This window comes from Sulfitobacter sp. HNIBRBA3233, assembly GCF_040149665.1.
GTDB classification, from domain to species: Bacteria; Pseudomonadota; Alphaproteobacteria; order Rhodobacterales; family Rhodobacteraceae; genus Sulfitobacter; species Sulfitobacter marinivivus.
Genome location: NZ_JBEFLP010000001.1, coordinates 2,676,427 through 2,696,743 on the forward strand (window position 1 = coordinate 2,676,427; position 20,317 = coordinate 2,696,743).

General features: G+C 63.2%; 17 protein-coding genes. 13 read left to right on the forward strand and 4 right to left on the reverse strand.

The genetic code is table 11. The annotated features are described in order from the left end of the window. The first annotated feature begins 138 nt into the window (after positions 1-138). From ABMC89_RS13105 to ABMC89_RS13125, 5 genes are read left to right on the forward strand one after another with little or no spacing between them, the layout of a single operon-like run. Positions 139-1,461: an NAD(P)/FAD-dependent oxidoreductase gene (locus tag ABMC89_RS13105; RefSeq protein ID WP_349568411.1), complete on the forward strand. Its 1,323-nt coding sequence runs from the start codon at positions 139-141 to the stop codon at positions 1,459-1,461. Further along, a complete protein-coding gene (locus tag ABMC89_RS13110) occupies positions 1,458-2,219 on the forward strand; it encodes a DUF1365 domain-containing protein (RefSeq protein ID WP_349568413.1) in 762 nt (253 codons plus the stop codon). The genes ABMC89_RS13105 and ABMC89_RS13110 overlap by 4 nt, the downstream gene beginning before the upstream one ends. Next, entirely contained in the window at positions 2,216-3,463 is a 1,248-nt protein-coding gene (locus ABMC89_RS13115) for an MFS transporter (RefSeq protein ID WP_349568415.1), read from the forward strand. The genes ABMC89_RS13110 and ABMC89_RS13115 overlap by 4 nt, the downstream gene beginning before the upstream one ends. Further along, on the forward strand, positions 3,456-4,022 hold the full coding sequence (locus ABMC89_RS13120; protein ID WP_349568417.1) for a DUF3833 family protein: 567 nt from the start codon (positions 3,456-3,458) through the stop codon (positions 4,020-4,022). Before ABMC89_RS13115 ends, ABMC89_RS13120 begins: the two co-directional genes overlap by 8 nt. Next, entirely contained in the window at positions 4,019-4,750 is a 732-nt protein-coding gene (locus ABMC89_RS13125) for an SDR family NAD(P)-dependent oxidoreductase (protein ID WP_349568419.1), read from the forward strand. The genes ABMC89_RS13120 and ABMC89_RS13125 overlap by 4 nt, the downstream gene beginning before the upstream one ends. A 144-nt stretch (positions 4,751-4,894) precedes the next feature. Here the strand turns inward: ABMC89_RS13125 and ABMC89_RS13130 are convergent, their stop codons facing one another. Then, the gene (locus ABMC89_RS13130) at positions 4,895-5,512 is read right to left on the reverse strand and encodes a glutathione S-transferase family protein (protein ID WP_349568421.1); all 618 of its coding nucleotides are present in this window, start codon (positions 5,510-5,512) and stop codon (positions 4,895-4,897) included. Between the two features lie 8 nt (positions 5,513-5,520). Next, positions 5,521-6,174: a histidine phosphatase family protein gene (locus ABMC89_RS13135; protein ID WP_349568423.1), complete on the reverse strand. Its 654-nt coding sequence runs from the start codon at positions 6,172-6,174 to the stop codon at positions 5,521-5,523. 179 nt (positions 6,175-6,353) lie between these two features. Between ABMC89_RS13135 and fdhF the strand changes: the two genes are divergently transcribed. Together fdhF and ABMC89_RS13145 are read left to right on the forward strand one after the other, a co-directional pair. Next, entirely contained in the window at positions 6,354-9,122 is a 2,769-nt protein-coding gene (gene fdhF, locus ABMC89_RS13140) for a formate dehydrogenase subunit alpha (protein WP_349568425.1), read from the forward strand. A gap of 103 nt (positions 9,123-9,225) precedes the next feature. Further along, positions 9,226-10,428, forward strand: a complete 1,203-nt coding sequence (locus ABMC89_RS13145; RefSeq protein WP_349568427.1) for a hydantoinase/carbamoylase family amidase — start codon at positions 9,226-9,228, stop codon at positions 10,426-10,428. A 19-nt stretch (positions 10,429-10,447) separates the two neighbouring features. Here ABMC89_RS13145 and ABMC89_RS13150 read toward each other — a convergent pair whose 3' ends face one another. Then, positions 10,448-11,158 carry a response regulator transcription factor gene (locus ABMC89_RS13150; RefSeq protein WP_349568429.1) on the reverse strand — a complete coding sequence of 237 codons (711 nt, stop codon included), beginning with the start codon at positions 11,156-11,158 and terminating at the stop codon, positions 10,448-10,450. Next, positions 11,155-13,065, reverse strand: coding sequence for a PAS-domain containing protein (locus ABMC89_RS13155; protein ID WP_349568431.1), 1,911 nt, complete (start codon positions 13,063-13,065; stop codon positions 11,155-11,157). Before ABMC89_RS13155 ends, ABMC89_RS13150 begins: the two co-directional genes overlap by 4 nt. A gap of 184 nt (positions 13,066-13,249) precedes the next feature. On the opposite strand from ABMC89_RS13155, the gene ABMC89_RS13160 reads away from it, so the two are divergent. The 6 genes from ABMC89_RS13160 to ABMC89_RS13185 all read left to right on the forward strand — a co-directional run bounded on the left by ABMC89_RS13160 (position 13,250) and on the right by ABMC89_RS13185 (position 20,264). Beyond that, positions 13,250-15,223, forward strand: a complete 1,974-nt coding sequence (locus tag ABMC89_RS13160; RefSeq protein WP_349568433.1) for an AMP-binding protein — start codon at positions 13,250-13,252, stop codon at positions 15,221-15,223. A gap of 130 nt (positions 15,224-15,353) precedes the next feature. Beyond that, positions 15,354-16,172 (forward strand): ABC transporter ATP-binding protein, encoded by an 819-nt coding sequence (locus ABMC89_RS13165; RefSeq protein WP_349568435.1) that lies wholly within the window; start codon positions 15,354-15,356, stop codon positions 16,170-16,172. Then, positions 16,165-16,692, forward strand: a complete 528-nt coding sequence (locus tag ABMC89_RS13170) for a hypothetical protein (RefSeq protein WP_349568437.1) — start codon at positions 16,165-16,167, stop codon at positions 16,690-16,692. The genes ABMC89_RS13165 and ABMC89_RS13170 overlap by 8 nt, the downstream gene beginning before the upstream one ends. Continuing rightward, positions 16,692-17,699, forward strand: coding sequence for a branched-chain amino acid ABC transporter permease (locus ABMC89_RS13175; protein ID WP_349568439.1), 1,008 nt, complete (start codon positions 16,692-16,694; stop codon positions 17,697-17,699). The genes ABMC89_RS13170 and ABMC89_RS13175 overlap by 1 nt, the downstream gene beginning before the upstream one ends. A 91-nt stretch (positions 17,700-17,790) precedes the next feature. Continuing rightward, positions 17,791-18,903: a branched-chain amino acid ABC transporter permease gene (locus ABMC89_RS13180; RefSeq protein WP_349568441.1), complete on the forward strand. Its 1,113-nt coding sequence runs from the start codon at positions 17,791-17,793 to the stop codon at positions 18,901-18,903. Between the two features lie 77 nt (positions 18,904-18,980). Beyond that, positions 18,981-20,264, forward strand: a complete 1,284-nt coding sequence (locus ABMC89_RS13185) for an ABC transporter substrate-binding protein (RefSeq protein WP_349568443.1) — start codon at positions 18,981-18,983, stop codon at positions 20,262-20,264. Positions 20,265-20,317 lie beyond the last annotated feature (53 nt).

The following is a 20,317-nucleotide window of genomic DNA, read 5'->3' on the forward strand; positions in this document are numbered from 1 at the left end:
TGCAAGTTAACATGTCAGGGGTACGCGACAAGTGGCACCTTGGATCAATAAAGAAATCTGAAACTCATTTACATCCAGAGCCGTATCTGACCCGTATAGCCCTCTGAAGATTGTACCGATACAGGACCGAACCAGTTTATGCCGTTTGAAGCGCCGACCGAAGCCTACACTCCTTCCGCCCCGAAAACCCGTAGTATCGCAGTGATCGGGGCCGGCATCTCGGGGCTCGGTGCGGCGCACAAGCTGGCACCCGACAACCGTGTCACCCTGTTCGAGAGCGAAAGCCGCCTTGGCGGTCACGCCCGCACCAAAATCGCGGGCAAGAACGGTGACCAACCGGTCGATACCGGGTTTATCGTTTTCAACTACGCAAACTACCCCCATCTGGCGGACTTGTTTTCGGAGCTTGAGGTTCCGGTGGTGAAGTCCAACATGAGTTTTGGTGCGTCCATCGACGGCGGGCGTCTGGAATATGCGCTGACCAGCCTGAACGCGATGTTCGCGCAGAAACGCAATCTGGCGAACCCGCGCTTCATCGCGATGCTGCGCGACATCATGCGGTTCAACGCGCGGGCATTGCAAATCGCCAATGCCGACCGGTCCCTGACGATACGCGATTTCCTGTCGGTGCTCGGCACCGGTGCGTATTTCCGCGATTACTACCTGCTGCCGCTCTCGGGGGCGATCTGGTCGACACCGACAGAGCAGATCATGGATTTTCCGGCCCATGCCATGATCCAGTTTTTCGAAAACCATGCGCTGCTGAACTATTCCGGCCAGCACCAGTGGTACACGGTCGAAGGCGGATCCATCTCTTACGTGACGCGGATCGAAGCCGCGATGCGGCGCAACGGGGTCGATATCCGGTTGGGTGCCGCCGTCGAGGGCGTGCGCCGCAACGCGCTGGGGGCCGAGGTCAAGACATGGGGCGGGGAGTGGGAACGCTTCGACGAGGTGATCTTTGCCACCCATTCCGACGACACGCTGAACATGCTGAGCGATGCGACACCCGCCGAGCGCGCCGCGCTGGGCGCCATCGCCTACCAGCCGAACGAGATCACCCTGCACGCGGACACCGGCATCATGCCCAAGCGGCGCGCCACATGGGCCTCGTGGATCTATTCGGAAGATCGCGATGCGCGGTCCGACCGGATCGATCTGACCTACTGGATGAACTCGCTCCAGCCGATCCCGATGGACGATCCGCATTTCGTCACCCTGAACACCAAGCGGACGATCCGCGAGGAGCTGATCTATGACCAGACGGTTCTGCGGCACCCGGTCTATGATCTGGCGGCGCTGGATGCGCAGGCGCGGTTGCGCGCCATGAACGGCACCGACCACACGTGGTTCTGCGGGGCATGGATGCGCCACGGCTTCCACGAGGACGGGCTGGCCAGCGCGATTTCGGTTGTCGACGCGCTTCAGGGGGTCGGCACACAGGCGCTTGCTGCGGAATGACGGCAACGGTCGATCATATCGCCGGACAGACCTACCACGGTCGCAAGGGGAGGGTGGAAAACGCCTTTCGCTATTCCGTGGACTACCTGCTTCTGGACGCCGAGGCCGAACTTGCCACGCCGGGCCTTTTCGCGCGCAACCGCGCGGGGGTGACATCGCTGCACGACAGCGACCACGGCGGGCAACCGGGCCAGGGGCGCGGTGCGGCATGGGTGCGTGACGTGTTGCGCGATCACCAGATCTCCGGCGTGGCCGAGGTGGCGCTGCTGGCGCAACCGCGCGTGTTTGGCCATGTGTTCAATCCGGTCAGTTTCTGGCTGTGCCGCAACGAGACAGGCGACCTGATCGCGGTGATCGCCGAAGTGACAAATACCTACGGGGACAGGCACAGTTACCTGTGCTGCCACTCCGATCAGCGCCCGATTGCGCCGACGGACGAGTTGACCGCCACGAAGATCCTGCATGTCTCGCCGTTTCAGCCGGTCGAGGGGTCGTATACCTTTCGCTTCGATATCAACGACCGCCGGATCGGCATCTGGATCGATTACGGCCGCGATGGCGGTGGCCTTGTCGCGACACTGACGGGCAAACGGCAGCGGCTGACCAACGGGTCGATCCTGAAGGCGCTGCTGCGCAGGCCCTTCGGTGCGCGCCGGGTGCTGGCGCTGATCCACTGGCAGGCGCTGAAATTGTGGATCAAGCGTGCGACCTTCCGCGCCCGCCCGACGCCCCCCGGCAACGAAATCAGCAAGGGATGACAGCATCGGTTCCCGAACGGTTGCCTGCCTACGCCCTCTTCGCGGCGTTGCTGGCCTGTGCGGGGCTTCCGATCTATATCCACGCGCCGAAATTCTACGTTGACGAATTCGGCGTTTCGCTGACGGCGCTGGGCGTGGTTCTCTTCGGGCTGAGACTGCTGGACGTTGTGCAGGATCCCCTGCTGGGGCGTCTGTCGGAACACCTGCGTGACAGGCGCGCGACGGCTGTGGCTGTGGGATGTTTCGTGATTGCGGCGGCGATGATCGGCCTCTTCGCCGTCGATCCGCTGTTTTCACCGATGATCTGGTTCGCGGTGATGCTGACGCTGGTGTTCTCGGCCTTCAGCTTTCTGACGATCTGCTTTTATGCGCAGGGTGTGGCCAAGGCCGACCGCATGGCCGGGCAGGGGCACCTGCGCCTTGCCCGCTGGCGCGAGACCGGTGCCCTCCTGGGGGTATGCGTGGCGTCGGTGGCGCCGGTTGCGCTCGGGGTGGTGATGGATGCGCCCTTTGCGGGGTTCGCCGTGGGGTTCGCGATACTCAGCGCCGCGTCCGTATTTGCCATGCGCCGCGAGTGGGTGCGCGCGGACGTCCCCGACGGCACTGGCTTCGGCGTGGTGCTGCGCGACAGATTGGCGCGATGGCTGCTGGTGATCGCCCTTTTCAATGCCGCTCCCGTCGCGGTCAGCTCGACCCTGTTTCTGTTCTACGTCGAAAGCGCGCTTGAGGCGCCGGGATACGAGGGGCCTCTGTTGCTTCTGTTCTTCCTGTCGGCGGCGGGGGCCGCGCCGCTGTGGGGATTGATGGCCGAACGTTTCGGCGCGCGGCATACCCTGCTGGTTGCGATGGTTCTGGCGATATTCGCCTTCGGCGGGGCGCTGTTCCTGGGGCCTGGCGACGTTCGGTGGTTTGCGGTGATCTGCGTGGCATCGGGGGCTGCCATGGGCGCCGATCTCACTTTGCTGCCCGCCCTTTTCGCGACCAGAATGGCACAGATTTCCCCTTCGGCGGCCGAAGGCTTCGGGCTTTGGTCATTTGTGTCGAAGTTCACTCTCGCACTGGCAGCGGCGGTTCTGCTTCCTATGTTGGAAGGGGCCGGGTTCAGAAGTGCAGCAGCAGGTGCTGCGCCAGCAGACGCGATCGATTTGCTGCGGGTTCTCTACGCCGGGGTGCCTTGCGTACTTAAATTGGCAGCGATTTTCATGCTGTTGCGACTGAGAGACGATGAGGTTGGAAATGAGTGACGAAATATTTTTCTTTCTGTTGGGAGGCGTGCTGATCGTCCTTGCGACAATCGCCCGTGTGCGCCTTGCCAGCTTCATCTCGCAGAGCGGTGACGACTATAGCGGAGAGTATCCGCTGTTTAAGATCAAGGAGCACCTGAACGGAAAGATGACCTGCGACGGCGTGATCTTCGGACCGCTGGGGCGCGTGACCAGCACGTTCACGGCAGATTTCGACGTCAGTTGGGACGACAACAAGGGCACCATCCGCGAGCGGTTCACCTATCAGGACAGCTCGACCCAGGAACGCGAGTGGACCCTCGACGTGCGTGCCGACGGGACATTCGACGCGCTGGCCGACGACGTGCCCGGCGTCGGGCGCGGAGAGATTTCCGGCCCTGCGGTCTTGTTCCGGTATCCCATCACCCTGCCCGAAAACAGCGGTGGCCACACGTTGCGCGCCTTTGACTGCATGTATCTGACCCCGACAGGCACCATCGTGAACCGAAGCCAGTTCCGGAAGTTCGGGTTCAAGGTTGCCGAACTTGTCGCGACAATCCGCAAGAAGGAGAAGACATGACCGATTGGAACGGAAAGAGGTATTGGCTGGTCGGGGCAAGCGACGGTCTGGGCGAGGCTTTGGCCGGCGTGCTCAGCCGCGCGGGCGCTCAGGTCGTGCTTTCGTCGAGATCGGAAGACAAATTGCGCGCGGTCGCCCAGAAGCTGCCGGGCAAGAGTGACGTCGTGGCCATGGATGTGGCCGACAACGACAGCGTCAAGGCAGCCGCCAAGCGGGTCGGTGAAGTGGACGGGGTCGTGTTTCTGGCCGGGGTGTACTGGCCCTTCGGCGCCAAGGACTGGGACGCCGATCAGGCCAACGCCATGGCGGATGTGAATTTTACCGGGTTGATGCGGGTCATGGGGCAGGTCGTGCCCGCCATGGTCGAGCGCGACGCGGGTCATATCGTGATCACGTCGAGCCTGACGGGGTTCCGTGGGTTGCCGAACTCAATCGGCTATACCGCGTCCAAGGCCGCGACGATGTCGCTTGCCGAATGCATGTACGCCGATCTGCGCAAGACCGGTGTGAAGGTGCAGGTGATCAACCCCGGCTTCATCAAGACGCAATTGACCGACAAGAACGATTTCAGGATGCCTTTCCTGATGCAGCCCGACGAGGCCGCCCGCGAGGTGTTCGAGCATATGAACACTGACAGGTTCAAGAAAAGCTTTCCCTGGGCATTCTCCTTGGTGTTCCGGCTGAGCCAGTTCCTGCCCGATTCGCTCTATTACCGGATTTTCAGCTAGGCTGATCCTATGGCGCGGCCCCCGGAGGGGCCGGCTTGCTGGACTGGGGTGCTGTCCGGTACCGTTTGTCCGATCTCTTGCGCTGCGTTTGGTGCGGCTGTTTCGCAGTGAGTTTAGGGGCAAAATGGAGAAACGGGTGGTTTGTCAGATCAGGCCGTCGGCCTTGAGGCTGGCGACGCTTGGCCGGGCCGCCATGCGGTCCATGAAGGCCGCGATGCGCGGAAACTGCGAGACATCGACGCCGTCGCCGCCCAGCCAGTTGCAGACAACGAAAAGATATGCGTCCGCTACGGTGAGGGTGTCGCCGCAGACGAAATCGCCGCGGAATGCCTGCGTTTCGATGTAGGCGGCGCAGGTGGCCATGGTCTGCGGGACTTTCGCGGTCATGTCCGCGTGGCTTTCGGCGCGGTCGGCCCAGCGGGCGCCGCGCATCTTATGCGCGTGGGCCACGTGCATCGTGGAGGCGAGATAGTACATCACCGCGCGCATATGCGCCGCCTCGACCGGGGTCTCGGGCACCAGACCGGCGCCGGGGGCGATGGCCGCGACGTAGTCGAGGATCGCACCGGTTTCGGTCAAAAACGTCCCGTCGTCGAGCACCAGCGCGGGCACCCGTCCCTTCGGGTTGAGATCGAGATAGGGCTGTCTGGTCTGTTCGGCCGTCGCGAAATCGACGCCCACGCGCTCGTGCGGCAGATCGGCCTCGAGAAGCGCGATTGCGACCGCGATGGAGATGGTGCCGTTGGCGTAATATAACTTCATGTGAACCCTCAGATGTTTGTCCGGCTGAGCTGGCGGTCGGCGCGGTCGAGATGCGGTGTGGCGTTGAACAATGTCGGGCTGAGATGGTCGCCGATCGGGAAAAGCTGGTGCAGCGACGTGTGGAAGATCGCGATGGCGAGCCTTGCGGTCTGCGGCACGTCCAGCGACATCCGCTGGCCCATCACATTCGCGATCAGCCCGCCGGATGTCACCACGAGGGCGGTGCCGCCCGTGCCGGCGATCTCGTCCATGGCGTCGCGGATCCGGTCCTGGAACGCGGTGTAGGTTTCCGGGGCGCCTTCGATGCGGTCCGCCCTCCAGTGGTCGAAGACGAGCGGCAGATGGGTGATGAACTGCTGCTGTTCGGTGGGAAACGGGATGCCGTGCTGTTCGCGCAGAAGACCCGCAAGCGTGAAATACTCAAGCTCGTTGAGGCGCGGATCGCGGATCGGTTCGATATCCATCGCCATGCCCTCGGCGGTTTCGATATGGCGGCGCAGGGTGCCGGTATAGAGCCGTTCGTGGTGCTGGCCCGTGCTGCGCAGATGCTCGCCCAGCCATGCCGCCTGCCGGTGCCCCAGATCGCTGAGGCGGTCGTAGCTGTGTTCATCCGTTGCGGTCGAATTCGCCTGGCCGTGGCGGATGAGGGTGATTGCGGACATGATCGGTGCTCTTTTGCGGTGATGCCCCGTTGATAGACGCGCCGGATCAGGTGCGAAAGAGGCTTATCGGAAACACGGGTCTGCATCGGGGACGCATTCGCGCGGACGAGCGTCGTGATTTGGCCTTTCGCCGCCACGGGTCACGGTTAGATACTGTCGTGAGATTTGGGAGATGCGCGATGTCGGAAAAGGTCACCTTCACGCTCGACGGAGAGACTGTCGAGGCAGAGGCCGGTATGACGATCTGGGAGGTCGCCAACGGGCGCGGCCTGAAGATCCCGCATCTGTGCCACAAACCCGCACCGGGATACCGCCCCGACGGCAACTGCCGCGCCTGTATGGTGGAGATCGAGGGCGAGCGGACGCTGGCGGCGTCCTGCATCCGCGAGCCCGCCGAGGGCATGGTCGTCACCACCAACAACGCGCGCGCCGAGAATGCGCGCAAGATGGTGGTCGAACTGCTTCTGGCGGACCACCCGGAGCGCGCGCAGGCGCATGACCGCTCCAGCCACATGTGGGACATGGCCGAGCTGAACGGTGTCCACGAGAGCCGCTTTCCCAAGCTGGAAGACGGGCGCATTCCGCTGCTGGACGACAGCCATGTGGCGATGAGCGTGAACCTCGATGCCTGCATCCAGTGCGGGCTTTGCGTGCGCGCCTGCCGCGAAGTTCAGGTGAACGATGTGATCGGCATGGCCGGACGCGGCCACGATGCCTTTCCGGTGTTCGATATGTCGGACCCGATGGGCGCGTCGACCTGCGTGGCCTGCGGCGAATGCGTTCAGGCCTGTCCCACCGGTGCGCTGATGCCCGCGACTGTCGTGGACGCGGAGCAGCGCGGCGACAGCGCCGATTTCGACAGCGAAGTCGAAAGCATCTGCCCTTTCTGCGGTGTCGGCTGTCAGGTGTCGATGAAGATCAAGGACGGGCGGGTCAAATACGTCGAGGGGATCAACGGCCCCGCGAACGAGGGGCGGCTCTGTGTCAAAGGGCGGTTCGGCTATGACTACATCCACCACGACCACAGGCTGACCAAACCGCTGATCCGGCGCGACGATGCCCCCGCCAAGGGGCTGAACGTCGATCCCGGCAACTACCTCGAGGTTTTTCGCGAGGCGGAGTGGGACGAGGCGCTGGACCGTGCCGCGACCGGGTTGCAGGAGATCGGCGGCACCGGTGTTGCGGGGTTCGGATCGGCGAAATGTACCAACGAGGAAGCCTATCTGTTCCAGAAGCTGATCCGGCAGGGCTTTGGGCATAACAACGTCGATCACTGCACGCGCCTGTGTCACGCCTCGTCGGTTTCGGCGCTTCTGGAGAACGTGGGGTCTGGCGCTGTCACCGCGACCTTCAACGAAATCGAGAATGCCGATGTCGCCATCGTGATCGGGGCCAACCCGATCGAGAACCACCCCGTCGCCGCCACTTTTTTCAAGCAGTTCACCAAGCGCGGTGGCAAGCTGATCGTGATGGATCCGCGCGGGCAGGCGTTGAAACGCTTCGCCTACCAGATGCTGCAATTCCGTCCGGGCACGGATGTGGCGATGCTCAACGCGATCATGAACGTGATCGTGGAGGAAGAGCTGTACGACCGGCAGTACATCGAGGGCTATACCGAGAATTGGGAGGCCGAGCGGGCACACCTGAAGGATTTCACGCCCGAGAGGATGTCCGAAGTCTGCGGGATCGACCCCGAAACCCTGCGCGACGTCGCACGGACCTTCGCGGGGGCGAAGGCGGCGATGATCTTCTGGGGCATGGGCGTCAGCCAGCATATTCACGGCACCGACAATTCACGCTGTCTGATCAGCCTTGCGCTGATGACGGGCCAGATCGGGCGCCCCGGTGCCGGGTTGCACCCGCTTCGGGGGCAGAACAACGTGCAGGGCGCGTCGGACGCGGGGCTGATCCCGATGTTCTTGCCCGACTACCAGTCGGTAACGGACGAAGGCGTGCGCGCGGCCTTTACCGAGGTTTGGGAGAGCGGCGATTTCAGCGCGGAACGTGGGCTGACGGTGACGGAAATCCTCGATGCGGTGCATCAGGGGGATATCAGGGGGATGTATATCCTCGGGGAAAACCCCGCGATGTCCGATCCCGATGTGGAGCACGCCCGCGATGCGCTGGCCAAGCTCGACCATCTGGTGGTGCAGGACATCTTCCTGACCGAGACGGCGAATTTCGCCGACGTGATCCTGCCCGCAAGTGCTTTTGCCGAGAAGGCGGGAACCGTGACCAACACCAACCGCCAGGTCCAGATGGGCCGGCCTGCCGTGTCGCCCCCGGGCGATGCAAGGCCCGATTGGTGGATCGAGATGGAACTGGCCAAACGGCTGGGTCTTGGCTGGCATTACGACGGCCCCGCGGAGATCTTTGCCGAGATGAAGCGGAGCATGAAATCGCTGGACAATATCACTTGGGACAGGCTGGAGCGGCAGAATGCGGTGACCTACCCGTCGCTGAGCCCCGAAGACCCCGGTCAGTCGATCGTGTTTGCCGACGGGTTTCCGCGTGCGGACGGGCGGGCCCGCTTTACCCCCGCCAGCATCATCGCGCCCGACGATACACCGGATTCGGAATATCCGATGATCCTGACCACGGGGCGGCAGCTGGAGCATTGGCACACCGGTTCGATGACGCGGCGGTCGAAGGTTCTGGACGCGGTGGAGCCGGAGGCGAACTGTTCGCTGCATCCTTCGACGCTGCGCAAACTGGGCGTGGAGCCGGGGGGATTCGTGCGTCTGACCACCAAGCGCGGCAGCATCGAGATCATGGCGCGGATGGACCGGGCGGTCGCCCCCGACATGGTGTTCCTGCCCTTCGCCTATGTCGAGGCGGCGGCGAATATCCTGACCAATCCGGCGATTGATCCCTACGGCAAGATCCCCGAATTCAAATTCTCGGCGGTCAGGGTCGAGGCCGCGCAGGATGCCGTTGCCGCCGAATGATCCGGTTGAGCGGCGTTGCCGCACAGGATACTTCTCTTGCTGACGAGGGGCGCTGCCCCTCGAGCTCCCCGGAGTTTAGGGGCAAAATAGAGAAGGACCCTCCATGCAGATCAACGGCGAACGCTTTCTGAAAGATCTTCACGACCTGCGGCAGATCGGCGCCGCCGGCGTCGGCAAGGGCGTCGTGCGCCCGGCGTATTCGGAGGCCGACGTGGCCGCGCGGCGCTGGCTGGCCGGGCGGATGCGCGAGGCCGGTCTGCGCGTCGAAATGGACCCGATGGGCAATCTGTTCGGTCTGGCGGAGGGGAAGTCGATCCTGATCGGGTCGCATTCGGACAGCCAGCCCGAGGGCGGATGGCTGGACGGGGCGCTGGGGGTTGTCGCGGCACTGGAAGTGGCGCGGGCGGCGGCAGAGGCAGGCGGGCCTGCGGTATCGGTCGTGTCCTTTCAGGATGAAGAGGGACGTTTCGGCGTAACGACGGGATCTGCGGTCTGGTCTGGGCATCTGTCGCAAAGCGATGCCGACGCGCTGACCGATCACAGGGGCGTGGCGCTGGGCGAGGCCCGCAAGGTGCTGGCGGAGGATGTGACCGGTCCGGTGGATGCCGCGCAGTTCACCGGCTTCATGGAGTTGCACATCGAACAGGGCCCGACCCTCGATACCGCCGGGGAAACGATCGGGGTGGTGTCGGATATCGTCGGCATCCGCGACATGAACATCACCTTCGCGGGGCAGCAGAACCATGCGGGCACCACGCCCATGCACCTGCGCAAGGACGCGTTTCAGGCCGTTGCGGCCTTTACCACCGAATTGCAGAACCGGTTTGCCAATGTGGTCACCCCCGCCACGGTGTGGACCATGGGCCACGTCACACTGCACCCCAATGCGTCTTCCATCGTGCCCGGCCGGGCCGTATTTTCCATGCAGTGGCGCGACGGGGATGCCGACAGGCTGGGGCGGATGGAGGCGATCATTCGCGATCTTGCGGCGGAAATCGCGGCTGCGCGCGGGCTTGAGGTTTCGTTCGGTGGCATGCTGGGGCTTGAGCCCGTGGCGATGGATGCCCGTTTGCGCGCAGCGCTGGAGGCTGCGGCGGCGCAGGTCGCACCGGACCGCTGGCGGATCATGCCGTCGGGTGCCTTGCACGACGCGACGAATGTATCGCGCCTGATGCCTGTCGCGATGCTGTTCGTGCCCTCCATCGGCGGGATCAGCCACGCTTTCGAGGAAGATACTGCCGAGCACGATCTGGTCGCCGGTGTGGATGTTCTGGCCCGGGCGGTTGCCGGTCTGCACGACAGCTGAGCCCGGGGATGTCAGCGCGTCAGATCCACGCCACGTCGCCCAGAAAGATATATCCCGCGCCGTAGATCGTCTTGATCAGCTGCGGGTTCTTGGGGTTCTCGCGCAGTTTGGTGCGCAGACGGCTGATGCGCACATCCATCGCGCGGTCGAAGCTTTCGGAGGCTGCACCGCCGAGGCTTTCCTGCATCTGGGCGCGGCTGATCAGGCGTTTGGGCGCTTCGAGGAAGAGCCGCAACACTTCGCCTTCGGCATGGCTGAACGGGGTTTCCGCGCCGGTTTCGTCTTCGAGCGTGTAGCGGTCGAAATGGGCGATCCACCCGTTGAAGCGCGCGGTGCTGCCGTTACGCTGCGCGGGCCGGTTGCCGCGCAGGCGGGCGCGGATGCGGGCCACGACCTCGGCCGGTTCGAAGGGTTTCGAGATATAGTCATCGGCGCCGAGTTCGAGGCCGGTCACCCGGTCCTGCACCTGTGCGCGCCCCGAGATGATGATCACGATCGCGCCCTTTTCGAGCGCGAGCCGGTGCACTAGCGTCAGCCCGTCCGTATCGGGCAGCGACAGATCCACAAGGCAGACATCCGGTGTGCGCTGCGCCAGTGCGGCCTCGAACGCGCGGGCACGGCCGAAGCACTGGGTTTCGAAGCCCGCCTCTTCGAGCACATCGGACAGGAGCGTGCGAATTGCCGGTTCATCGTCGAGGATGCTGATGAGGGGGCGATCGGCCTCGGTCATTGGGCGGCCAGGTCGCGGGCGTGCAGCAGCGCGCCGAGATCGCCGCGTGTGAACGGTTTGCGCAACACAGGCGCGTGCCGCTGCGCGCGCAGGAAAAGCGGATGGTCCGGTGGCAGCGAGGTCATCAGCACCAGCGCCGGCCCCTGCGGCCCCAGACGCGCGGCGAGGTCGATGCCGGTCGTGCTGCCTTCGAGTTGGATGTCGGAGAGGACGAGCGCGATATCGGGAAGACTGGCGAGCAGGGCTGCTGCCTCGTCGGCGCTGGCGGCCTCGATCACGGAATGGCCGAGTTCCATCAGCATGTCGCGCACCAATGCGCGCAGGTCGTCGCGATCCTCGACCAGAAGCACCAGCCCGCCGGAGACTGCTACCGCCGCGCGATAGGGCAGGCGCAGGGTGACACAGGCCCCCTCGGCGGTATTGGCAAGCCGCAGATCGCCGCCGGCCAGTTTCGTCATGTCATAGACCATGGGCAGGCCCAGACCGGTGCCTTCGGCGCCCTTGGTGGTGAAGAACGGGTCGAGACCGTGCTCCAGCGCTGAAGGGGAAAAACCGGGGCCCGTATCGTGGACCTGCCATTCGATCCAGGTGTCGTGGACGCGCCGGACGGCAAGCGTGATGCGGCCTGAAGTGCCGATCGCATCGCGCGCGTTCAGGATCAGGTTCAGCAGGCTGTCCTGCGCCATGCCGGGATCGAGGAAAACCGAGCCGATGTCGGGCGCGACATCGAGCGCAAGCGATATGCCCGGCGGCAAGGTCGGCGCGGCCAGTGTCGCGAGATCCTGCATCAGCGTGCATACGTCGATCGTGGCGGGTCTGAGGGTGCGCCGGTCGGTGATTTGCGAAATGCTGCTCAGGAGCGCACCGCCGCGGTGGGCGGCGGCAAGCGTGCCGTCGATCAGGCCGGTGGCCTCTGCCGGCATGTCGGGCAGACCGGCGAGCCGCGATTGCAGACCAAGAATGATCGTCAGCAGGTTCGAAAAATCATGCGCCACACCCGAGATCATCTGCCCCGCCAACGCGCGCCTGCGGGTCTGCTGAAGCGCCATGCGGGTCTGGGTTTCTTCGGTAACATCCATCGACAGGATATAGACGCCACCGGCGTTGTCGGGCGTGAAGGCCGTGCGGATCCTGCGGCCCACATCAGGGTCGGTGAATTCCTTGACCGAGGCGTCGCCGCCGTAGGCCGCTTCGAGGATCGGTTCGATCCGGCCATAGGTCTGCGGACCGAGCACATCGCGGATGTGCAGGCCCAGAATATCGGGCGGTGTGCCGGGGATGATCTTGGACAGGCGCTGGTTCGAATAGGTGTAGGTCCCGGCTGCATCGACGTGGGCGATATGGGCGGGCATCATTTCCGTGGTCAGCCGCGCGCGCGCCTCGGACGCGGTCAGCTGCCGGCGGGTTTCTTCAAGCATTGCGACCATGGCGGCGAGTTCGCGGTTGGTCTGAGCCAGTTGCTCGGCATGGGTCAGCAACTGGTCGCTGAGCACACCCGCACGGGTGCGCAAAAGCGCCTCCTGCGCCTTGTAGGCCGAGATATCGGTATAGACGGTCACCCAACCCCCCGAGGGGAGCGGCGATCCCTCGACCGAGATGGTCCGCCCGTTGGCGCGTGTCCGTTCCATATAGTGCGGACGGAAGGCGCGGGCCTGTTCGATCTTTTCCGTGACGAAGGCCCCGATATCGCCGACGTCACCGTATTCGCCGCTTTCGGCCAGATGCCGGATCGTGTCGGCGAAGCTGGCACCCGGTGTGACCAGCCTGTCGGGCAGCGCGAACATTTGCTGGAAAGGCGCGTTCGATACCACCAGCCGCAGTTTGGAATCGTAGATCGACAGGGCCTGACCGATCAGGTTCAGACCGGCGACCGTCATATGTTTGGTATCTTCGTCGCTGAGCTGCATGGGCGCAGTTTGCACCCCGCGCGGAGGCTGTCAAAGCCCCATTGGTCGCCGTTACAATTCGCAAGGATTGAGCAATGTTCAGGAAAACGTTGACGGACAGGGTGTTCTGGCCATTCTGATGGACAGTAAATCGCGCAAAGCGATCTCTCGCCGAAAAAAGGCGGGGCTTGGGAGGACGAAATCTTTGACCACACGTGAAAGCTCTTCGGGGCATCCTCAGTCGATACCAGGGTTATTGCACCGCAACGCGAAGCTATACGCGAATGCGCCCGCCTACCGTGAAAAGGAATACGGTATCTGGCAGAGCTGGACCTGGTCGCAGACCCGTGACGAGGTCGAGGCGCTGGCGTTGGGTCTGATGGATCTTGGCATCAACGAGGGGGATTTCGTGGCCGTGATCGGTCGCAACCGTCCCTACCTCTACTGGGCGATGATGGCCGCGCAGATGTGTGGCGCGGTGCCCGTGCCGCTGTATCAGGACGCGAACGCCGAAGAGATGGCCTATGTGATGAACCACTGCGGCGCGCGGTTCGCGGTGGTCGGCGATCAGGAGCAGGTCGACAAGATCATCGAGGTGCAAGAGCAGCTGCCGGACTTCGAGCGGATGATCTATCTGGATCCGCGGGGCCTGCGCAAATACGACCACGCGGCGCTCGACCAGTACGAAACCCTTCAGGACCGCGGGCGCAAGGCGCGCGATACGCATATCAAGGAGCTTGAAGCGCGGCAGGCCAAGCTGGATTACGACAGCACGGGCGTGATGCTGTATACCTCCGGCACGACCGGCAAGCCCAAGGGCGTGGTGCTGTCCAACCGCAATGTGATCGAGACGGCGAAATCGTCGTCCGAGTTCGACAGCCTGCGCCAGAGCGACGATATTCTGGCCTATCTGCCGATGGCTTGGGTGGGCGATTTCATCTTTTCCGTCGGACAGGCGCTCTGGACGGGGTTCTGCACGAACTGCCCCGAGAGCGAGGACACGATGCAGACCGACCTGCGCGAGATCGGGCCGACCTATTACTTTGCCCCGCCGCGCGTGTTCGAGACGCAGCTGACCAATGTGATGATCCGCATGGAGGATGCGAGCCGTTTCAAGAAATGGCTGTTCGACACCTTCATGGCGCATGCGCGCAAGGTCGGCCCCGCGATCCTCGACGGCAAGAAGGTCAGCTTTGGCGACCGGCTGAAATACAAGCTGGGTGAATATTTCATCTACGGGCCGCTGAAAAACACCCTCGGGTTCAGCCGCGTGCGCGTGGGCTATACCGCCGGGGAGGCGATCGGACCCGAAATCTTCGATTTCTACCGCAGCCTCGGGATCAACCTCAAACAGCTCTACGGCCAGACCGAGGCGACGGTGTTCATCACCGCGCAGCCCGACGGCGAAGTGCGCAGCGACACGGTGGGCGTGACCTGCCCCGGCGTGGAGCTCAGGATCGAGGAGAGCGGCGAGGTTTTCTACCGCTCGCCGGGGGTGTTCGTGGAGTATTACAAGAACCCCGAAAGCACGGCCGAGACGAAGGATGCCGAGGGATGGGTGGCCACGGGCGATGCGGGCTTCATCGAGCCGGATACCGGCCACCTGCGCATCATCGACCGTGCCAAGGACGTGGGCCAGATGGCGGACGGCAGCCTCTTCGCGCCCAAATACGTCGAGAACAAGCTGAAATTCTTTCCCAATATCCTTGAGGCGGTCGTGTTCGGCAACGGGCGCGAGGAATGCACGGCCTTCATCAACATCGATCTGACGGCGGTGGGCAACTGGGCCGAGCGCAACAACATCGGCTATGCCTCCTATCAGGAGCTGGCGCGCCATCCGCAGGTGATGGACACGATCCAGGCCCACGTCGAGGCGGTCAACGAGAGCGTTGCGCAGGACGAGATGCTGTCGGGCTGTCAGGTGCACCGCTTTGTGGTGCTGCACAAGGAGCTGGACGCCGACGACGGCGAGCTGACACGCACGCGCAAGGTGCGCCGCAAGATCATCGGCGAGAAGTTCGATGACATCATCGCGGCGCTCTATGACGGTTCCGACCGCGTGTCGACCGAGACCGAAGTGACCTACGAGGACGGGCGCAAGGGGTCGATCAAGGCGACGCTGGAAATCCGCACCGCCAAGACAGTGCCGGTCACGCCCAAGAAGATGGCTGCCGAATGAGGCGTGCTGGGTCTGACGGCGGACGCCGCGCGGCTGCGCCGACGCCCCGCCTGCGTGCCCGCGCTGGCCGCGTGGCCGGTGACAGCGCGGGATCGAGTTTAGTTTGCAAAATGGAGACTGGGGACGCCGCGTGAAGGAAACCGCTGAGAGCTACGTCACCGAGGACGGCCGCACGATCGGCCCCGTGGTCATGGAAATGAAGAACATCACCCTGCGGTTTGGCGGGGTCGAGGCGATCAAGGATATCTCCTTCGATATTCGCGAGGGCGAGATCCGCGCGATCATCGGGCCGAACGGGGCCGGCAAGTCTTCGATGCTTAATGTGATTTCGGGGTTCTATTCGCCGCAGGAGGGCGAGGTCTGGTACAAGGGGGCGCGCCGCCCGGCGATGAAGCCGTTCCAGGTTGCCCAGCAGGGGATTGCGCGGACCTTCCAGAACATCGCGCTTTTCGAGGGGATGAGCGTTCTGGACAACGTGATGACCGGACGGCTGACGCATATGAAGACCGGCATGCTGGCGCAGACCCTGTGGAAGGGGGCGGCGGAGCGCGAGGAGATCGAGAACCGCGAGGTCGCGGAGAAGATCATCGACTTCCTCGAGATCCAGGCGATCCGGAAAACACCGGTCTCAAGGCTGCCCTACGGTTTGAAAAAGCGGGTCGAGCTGGCGCGGGCGCTGGCGGCGGAACCGACGCTGCTGTTGCTGGACGAGCCGATGGCGGGGATGAACGTGGAGGAGAAAGAGGACATGTCGCGCTTCATCCTCGATGTGAATGACGAATTCGGCACGACGATCGCGTTGATCGAGCATGACATGGGCGTCGTCATGGACCTGAGCGACCGCGTCGTGGTGATGGATTACGGCCGCAAGATCGGTGACGGATCCCCCGACGAGGTGCGCAACAACCAAGAGGTGATCGACGCCTATCTGGGGGTGGCGCATGACTAATCCGAGAGGTCTGATGACCGCCCTGATCGCCGGTCTGTGGCTGTCCGGCGCTGCCGGGGCGCGGGCGGAGACGGACGTTCCGATCCTCGACGGTCTGGGACCGGTCAAGGTTGAGGCTGATGGCTCCCTGTCGGCCTGCGATCATGGTCTGTGCGGGAATCGAGATGTATTCCTCAGGTTTGCAGAACCGGACGCGGCCGCACCTGTGCTTTTGCGGAGCTCCTCCCCCATGGGCGATGCGGCTGACAATCCGGAGGTCGTGGCCTGGGGCAACGCGTCCCCCGGACGGTTCAGCGATGCGGCATTCGGCAAAATGCGCGACCGGATCGATGGTCAGGTTAATGACCGGCGGCCGGGGCAGGAAATCATGACCACGGATACCCAGGGTACCTCGCCGGGATGCGGATGGAACGGTACGCCGTACAATCCAGCCCTTGCGCTGGATCAGGAGCCCGGGCCGGTGTTCATGGACCTGCTTGCCTCGGGTCGCGGGAACACATGCGAAAGGGAGCAAAGCTGATGCCCGAACAACTTGCCTTTACAATCGAAGTCTTTCTGAACGGGCTGATGGCCGGGGTGCTTTATGCGCTGGTCGCGCTGGGGTTCGTGCTGATCTACAAGGCGTCCGGCATCTTCAATTACGCGCAGGGGGTCATGGCGCTGTTCGCGGCGATGACGCTGGTCGGCATCCAGAACGGGCAGGTGCCGTTTTCCCACCTGATCAACGCGATCTTCGGCACCGATGTCCACAAGTTCGGCTGGTCGGTGCATTCCTTCCTCGCCATCATCCTGACTGTTTTCGTGATGATCCTTCTGGCCTGGGCCGTGCAGCGGTTCGTTTTCCGTCATCTGGTGGGGCAGGAGCCGATTATCCTGTTCATGGCGACCATCGGTCTGGCCTATTTCCTCGAAGGGGTTGCGGATCTGATGTGGGGGTCCGAGCTGAAGGCGCTGAACGTCTGCGCGGCCGATGGTGTCTGCCTGCCGCAGGGGCTGAACCTGTGGATCGACGAGACCACGTTCAATACCTTTGGCTACGGGTTCTTCATCGACAATCTGGACATCGTCGCCTCCATCGTTGCGGCCGTGCTGGTGATCGGGCTGGTGATGTTCGCGCAATACACCAAGCAGGGGCGCGCCATGCGGGCCGTGGCGGACGACCATCAGGCCGCTCTGTCGGTCGGCGTATCCCTCAATTTCATCTGGATCCTTGTCTGGTCGCTGGCGGGGTTTGTCGCACTGGTTGCCGGGATCATGTGGGGCGCGAAATCGGGGGTCCAGTTTTCGCTGTCCCTGATTGCGCTGAAGGCACTTCCGGTGCTGATGCTGGGCGGATTTACGTCCATTCCCGGGGCCATCGTCGGCGGGTTGATCATCGGGGTGGGTGAGAAGCTGTTCGAGTTCCTGATCGGCGCGCCCTACCTCGGCGGCGCGACAGAGAACTGGTTCGCCTACATGCTGGCGCTTTTGTTTCTGGTGTTCCGCCCGCAGGGCCTGTTCGGGGAGCGGATCATTGAGAGAGTTTAGCGTGGGGTTGGCACCGATGACGCGTGCCGGGCGCATGTCCGGCATGGACACAGAAGGGTGCGCATGGATTGCGCACCGGGGGGAGAGATAAATGTTCTACCGTGAAGCAGGCGATTTCTCGACGACCTACGCCGAGGACCAGCAGACCTTTCCGATCAAGTTCGACCGCTACCGGTATTACGTGGTGCTGTTCATCGCGATCTTCGTGGTGCCTTTCGTCATCAACGACTATTGGGTCAACTCCCTGCTGCTGCCCTTTCTGATCTACGCCATCGCGGCCATCGGATTGAACATCCTCGTGGGGTATTGCGGTCAGGTGAGCCTCGGGACCGGGGGGTTCATGGCTGTGGGGGCTTACGCCTGTTACAAGTTCATGACCGGTGTCGACATCTGGTGGGGCGGCGAACTGCTGTTCCAGTTGCCGGAGTTCAATATCGTCTTTTCGGTCATCATGGGCGGCGTGATGACCGCGCTGGTGGGGGTGCTGTTCGGACTGCCGAGCCTTCGCATCAAGGGGTTCTACCTTGCCGTGGCGACGCTGGCGGCGCAGTTCTTTCTGGTCTGGCTCTTCAACCGTGTCTCGTGGTTCTACAATTACTCGGCCTCGGGCCAGATCAACGCGCCCGAGCGGGATATCTTCGGCGTGCTGATCACCGGCCCCTCGACGCAGCCCTGGGCGACCTATCTGTTCTGCCTGTTCTTCACGATCGTCTGTGCCGTCGTCGCGCGCAACCTGACGCGGGGGTCCACGGGGCGCAAATGGATGGCGATCCGCGATATGGACATCGCTGCCGAGATCATCGGGGTGAACCCGCTGCGCGCCAAGCTGACGGCATTCGCGGTGAGTTCGTTCTTCATCGGTATCTCAGGCGCGCTGTTCTTTTCGGTCTATCTGGGCGCGGTCGAGGTCGGCGAGGCCTTTGGCATCCAGAAATCGTTCCTTGTGCTCTTCATGATCATCATCGGCGGGCTCGGCAGTATTTTCGGCTCTTTCGCGGGGGCGGCGTTCCTTGTGCTGTTGCCAGTTCTGCTGAAGGTGGTCGGCGTGGATTGGCTGGGCTGGCCCACCGACATCGTGGCGCATCTTCAACTTGTGATCGTGGGTCTGCTGATCATCGTTTTCCTGATCGCCGAGCCGCATGGCATCGCGCAGCTGTGGCGCGTGGCCAAGGAGAAACTGAGATTGTGGCCATTCCCGCACTGACGCGGGACGCCACGAAAAGAAGGTGGGGCAAACCCCACCCGTCCACATTCGGGTAAAATCCAAGGGAGGAAATACCGATGAAATATAAACTGGGAACCATGGCCGTCGCCGGCCTGATGGCCGCAAGCCCCGTCATGGCGGATCTTGTCTTTCCGTCGCTGAGCTATCGCACCGGCCCATACGCGGCAGGCGGCATCCCCTTCGCCGATGGCTATGCCGATTACTTCACCATGCTGAACGAACGTGACGGCGGCATCGGCGGCGTGATGGCAAAGGTTATCGAATGCGAGACCGGCTATAACACCGAAAAAGGGGTCGAGTGCTACGAAAGCACCAAGGGCGAAGGCAGCCTCGTGTACCAGCCCTTGTCCACCGGCATCACCTACCAGCTGATCCCGAAAACCACCGCCGATGGCATTCCGATGCACACCATGGGGTATGGCCGGACATCGGCGGCAAACGGTGAGGTGTTCAGCCACACCTTCAACTATCCTGCGAACTACTGGAACGGCGCGTCGGGTGCGATCAACTATCTTCTGGCTGAAAACGGCGGCGACCTGAGCGGCAAGAAGATCGCACTGGTCTACCACAACTCCGCCTACGGCAAGGAGCCGATCCGCACGCTGGAGGAACTGGCCGAGAAGCACGGTTTCGAGCTGAGCCTGCTTCCCGTCGATCACCCCGGTCAGGAACAGAAATCGCAGTGGTTGCAAATCCGCCGCGACCGTCCTGACAACGTGATCATGTACGGCTGGGGCGTGATGAACCAGGTTGCGGTTCAGGAGGCGGCCAACGTGCGCTTCCCGATGGAGAATTTCATCGGCATCTGGTGGTCCGGTTCGGAAAACGACGTGCTGGCGGCGGGTGACGCGGCCAATGGCTACAAGGCGCTGACGTTCCACGGTGTGGGCAGCGATTTCCCCGTATTCGATGACATCCAGGCGCATGTGGTCGACAAGGGTCTTGCCGCCGGTGCGGGCGACCAGATCGGCACGGTGCTTTACAACCGTGGTCTCTACGCCGCGATGCTGGCTGCCGAGGCTGCCAAGACGGCGCAGGAAATCCATGGCACCGCCGACATCACCCCCGCGATGATGCGCGACGGCATGGAAGCGCTTGAGATCACCGAGGCGAAGATGGCCGAACTGGGCCTGCCGAACTTCGGGCCGGAGTTCAACGTGTCGTGTGAAAACCACGGCGGGACCGGCCTTGTCGGGATGACCCAGTGGGATGCGACCGCGAAGGAGTGGACGCTGATCTCGGACTTCGCGCCGACGGATATGGAAGTGATCCAGCCGCTCATCGAAGAGGATTCCGCAGCCTATGCGGCGGAAAACAACATCGAGCCCGGCTGTAAGTAAGCCTGATCTTTCCGGTCGCGGCGCCAGCCGCGGCCGGAGCACTGAGACCAAAT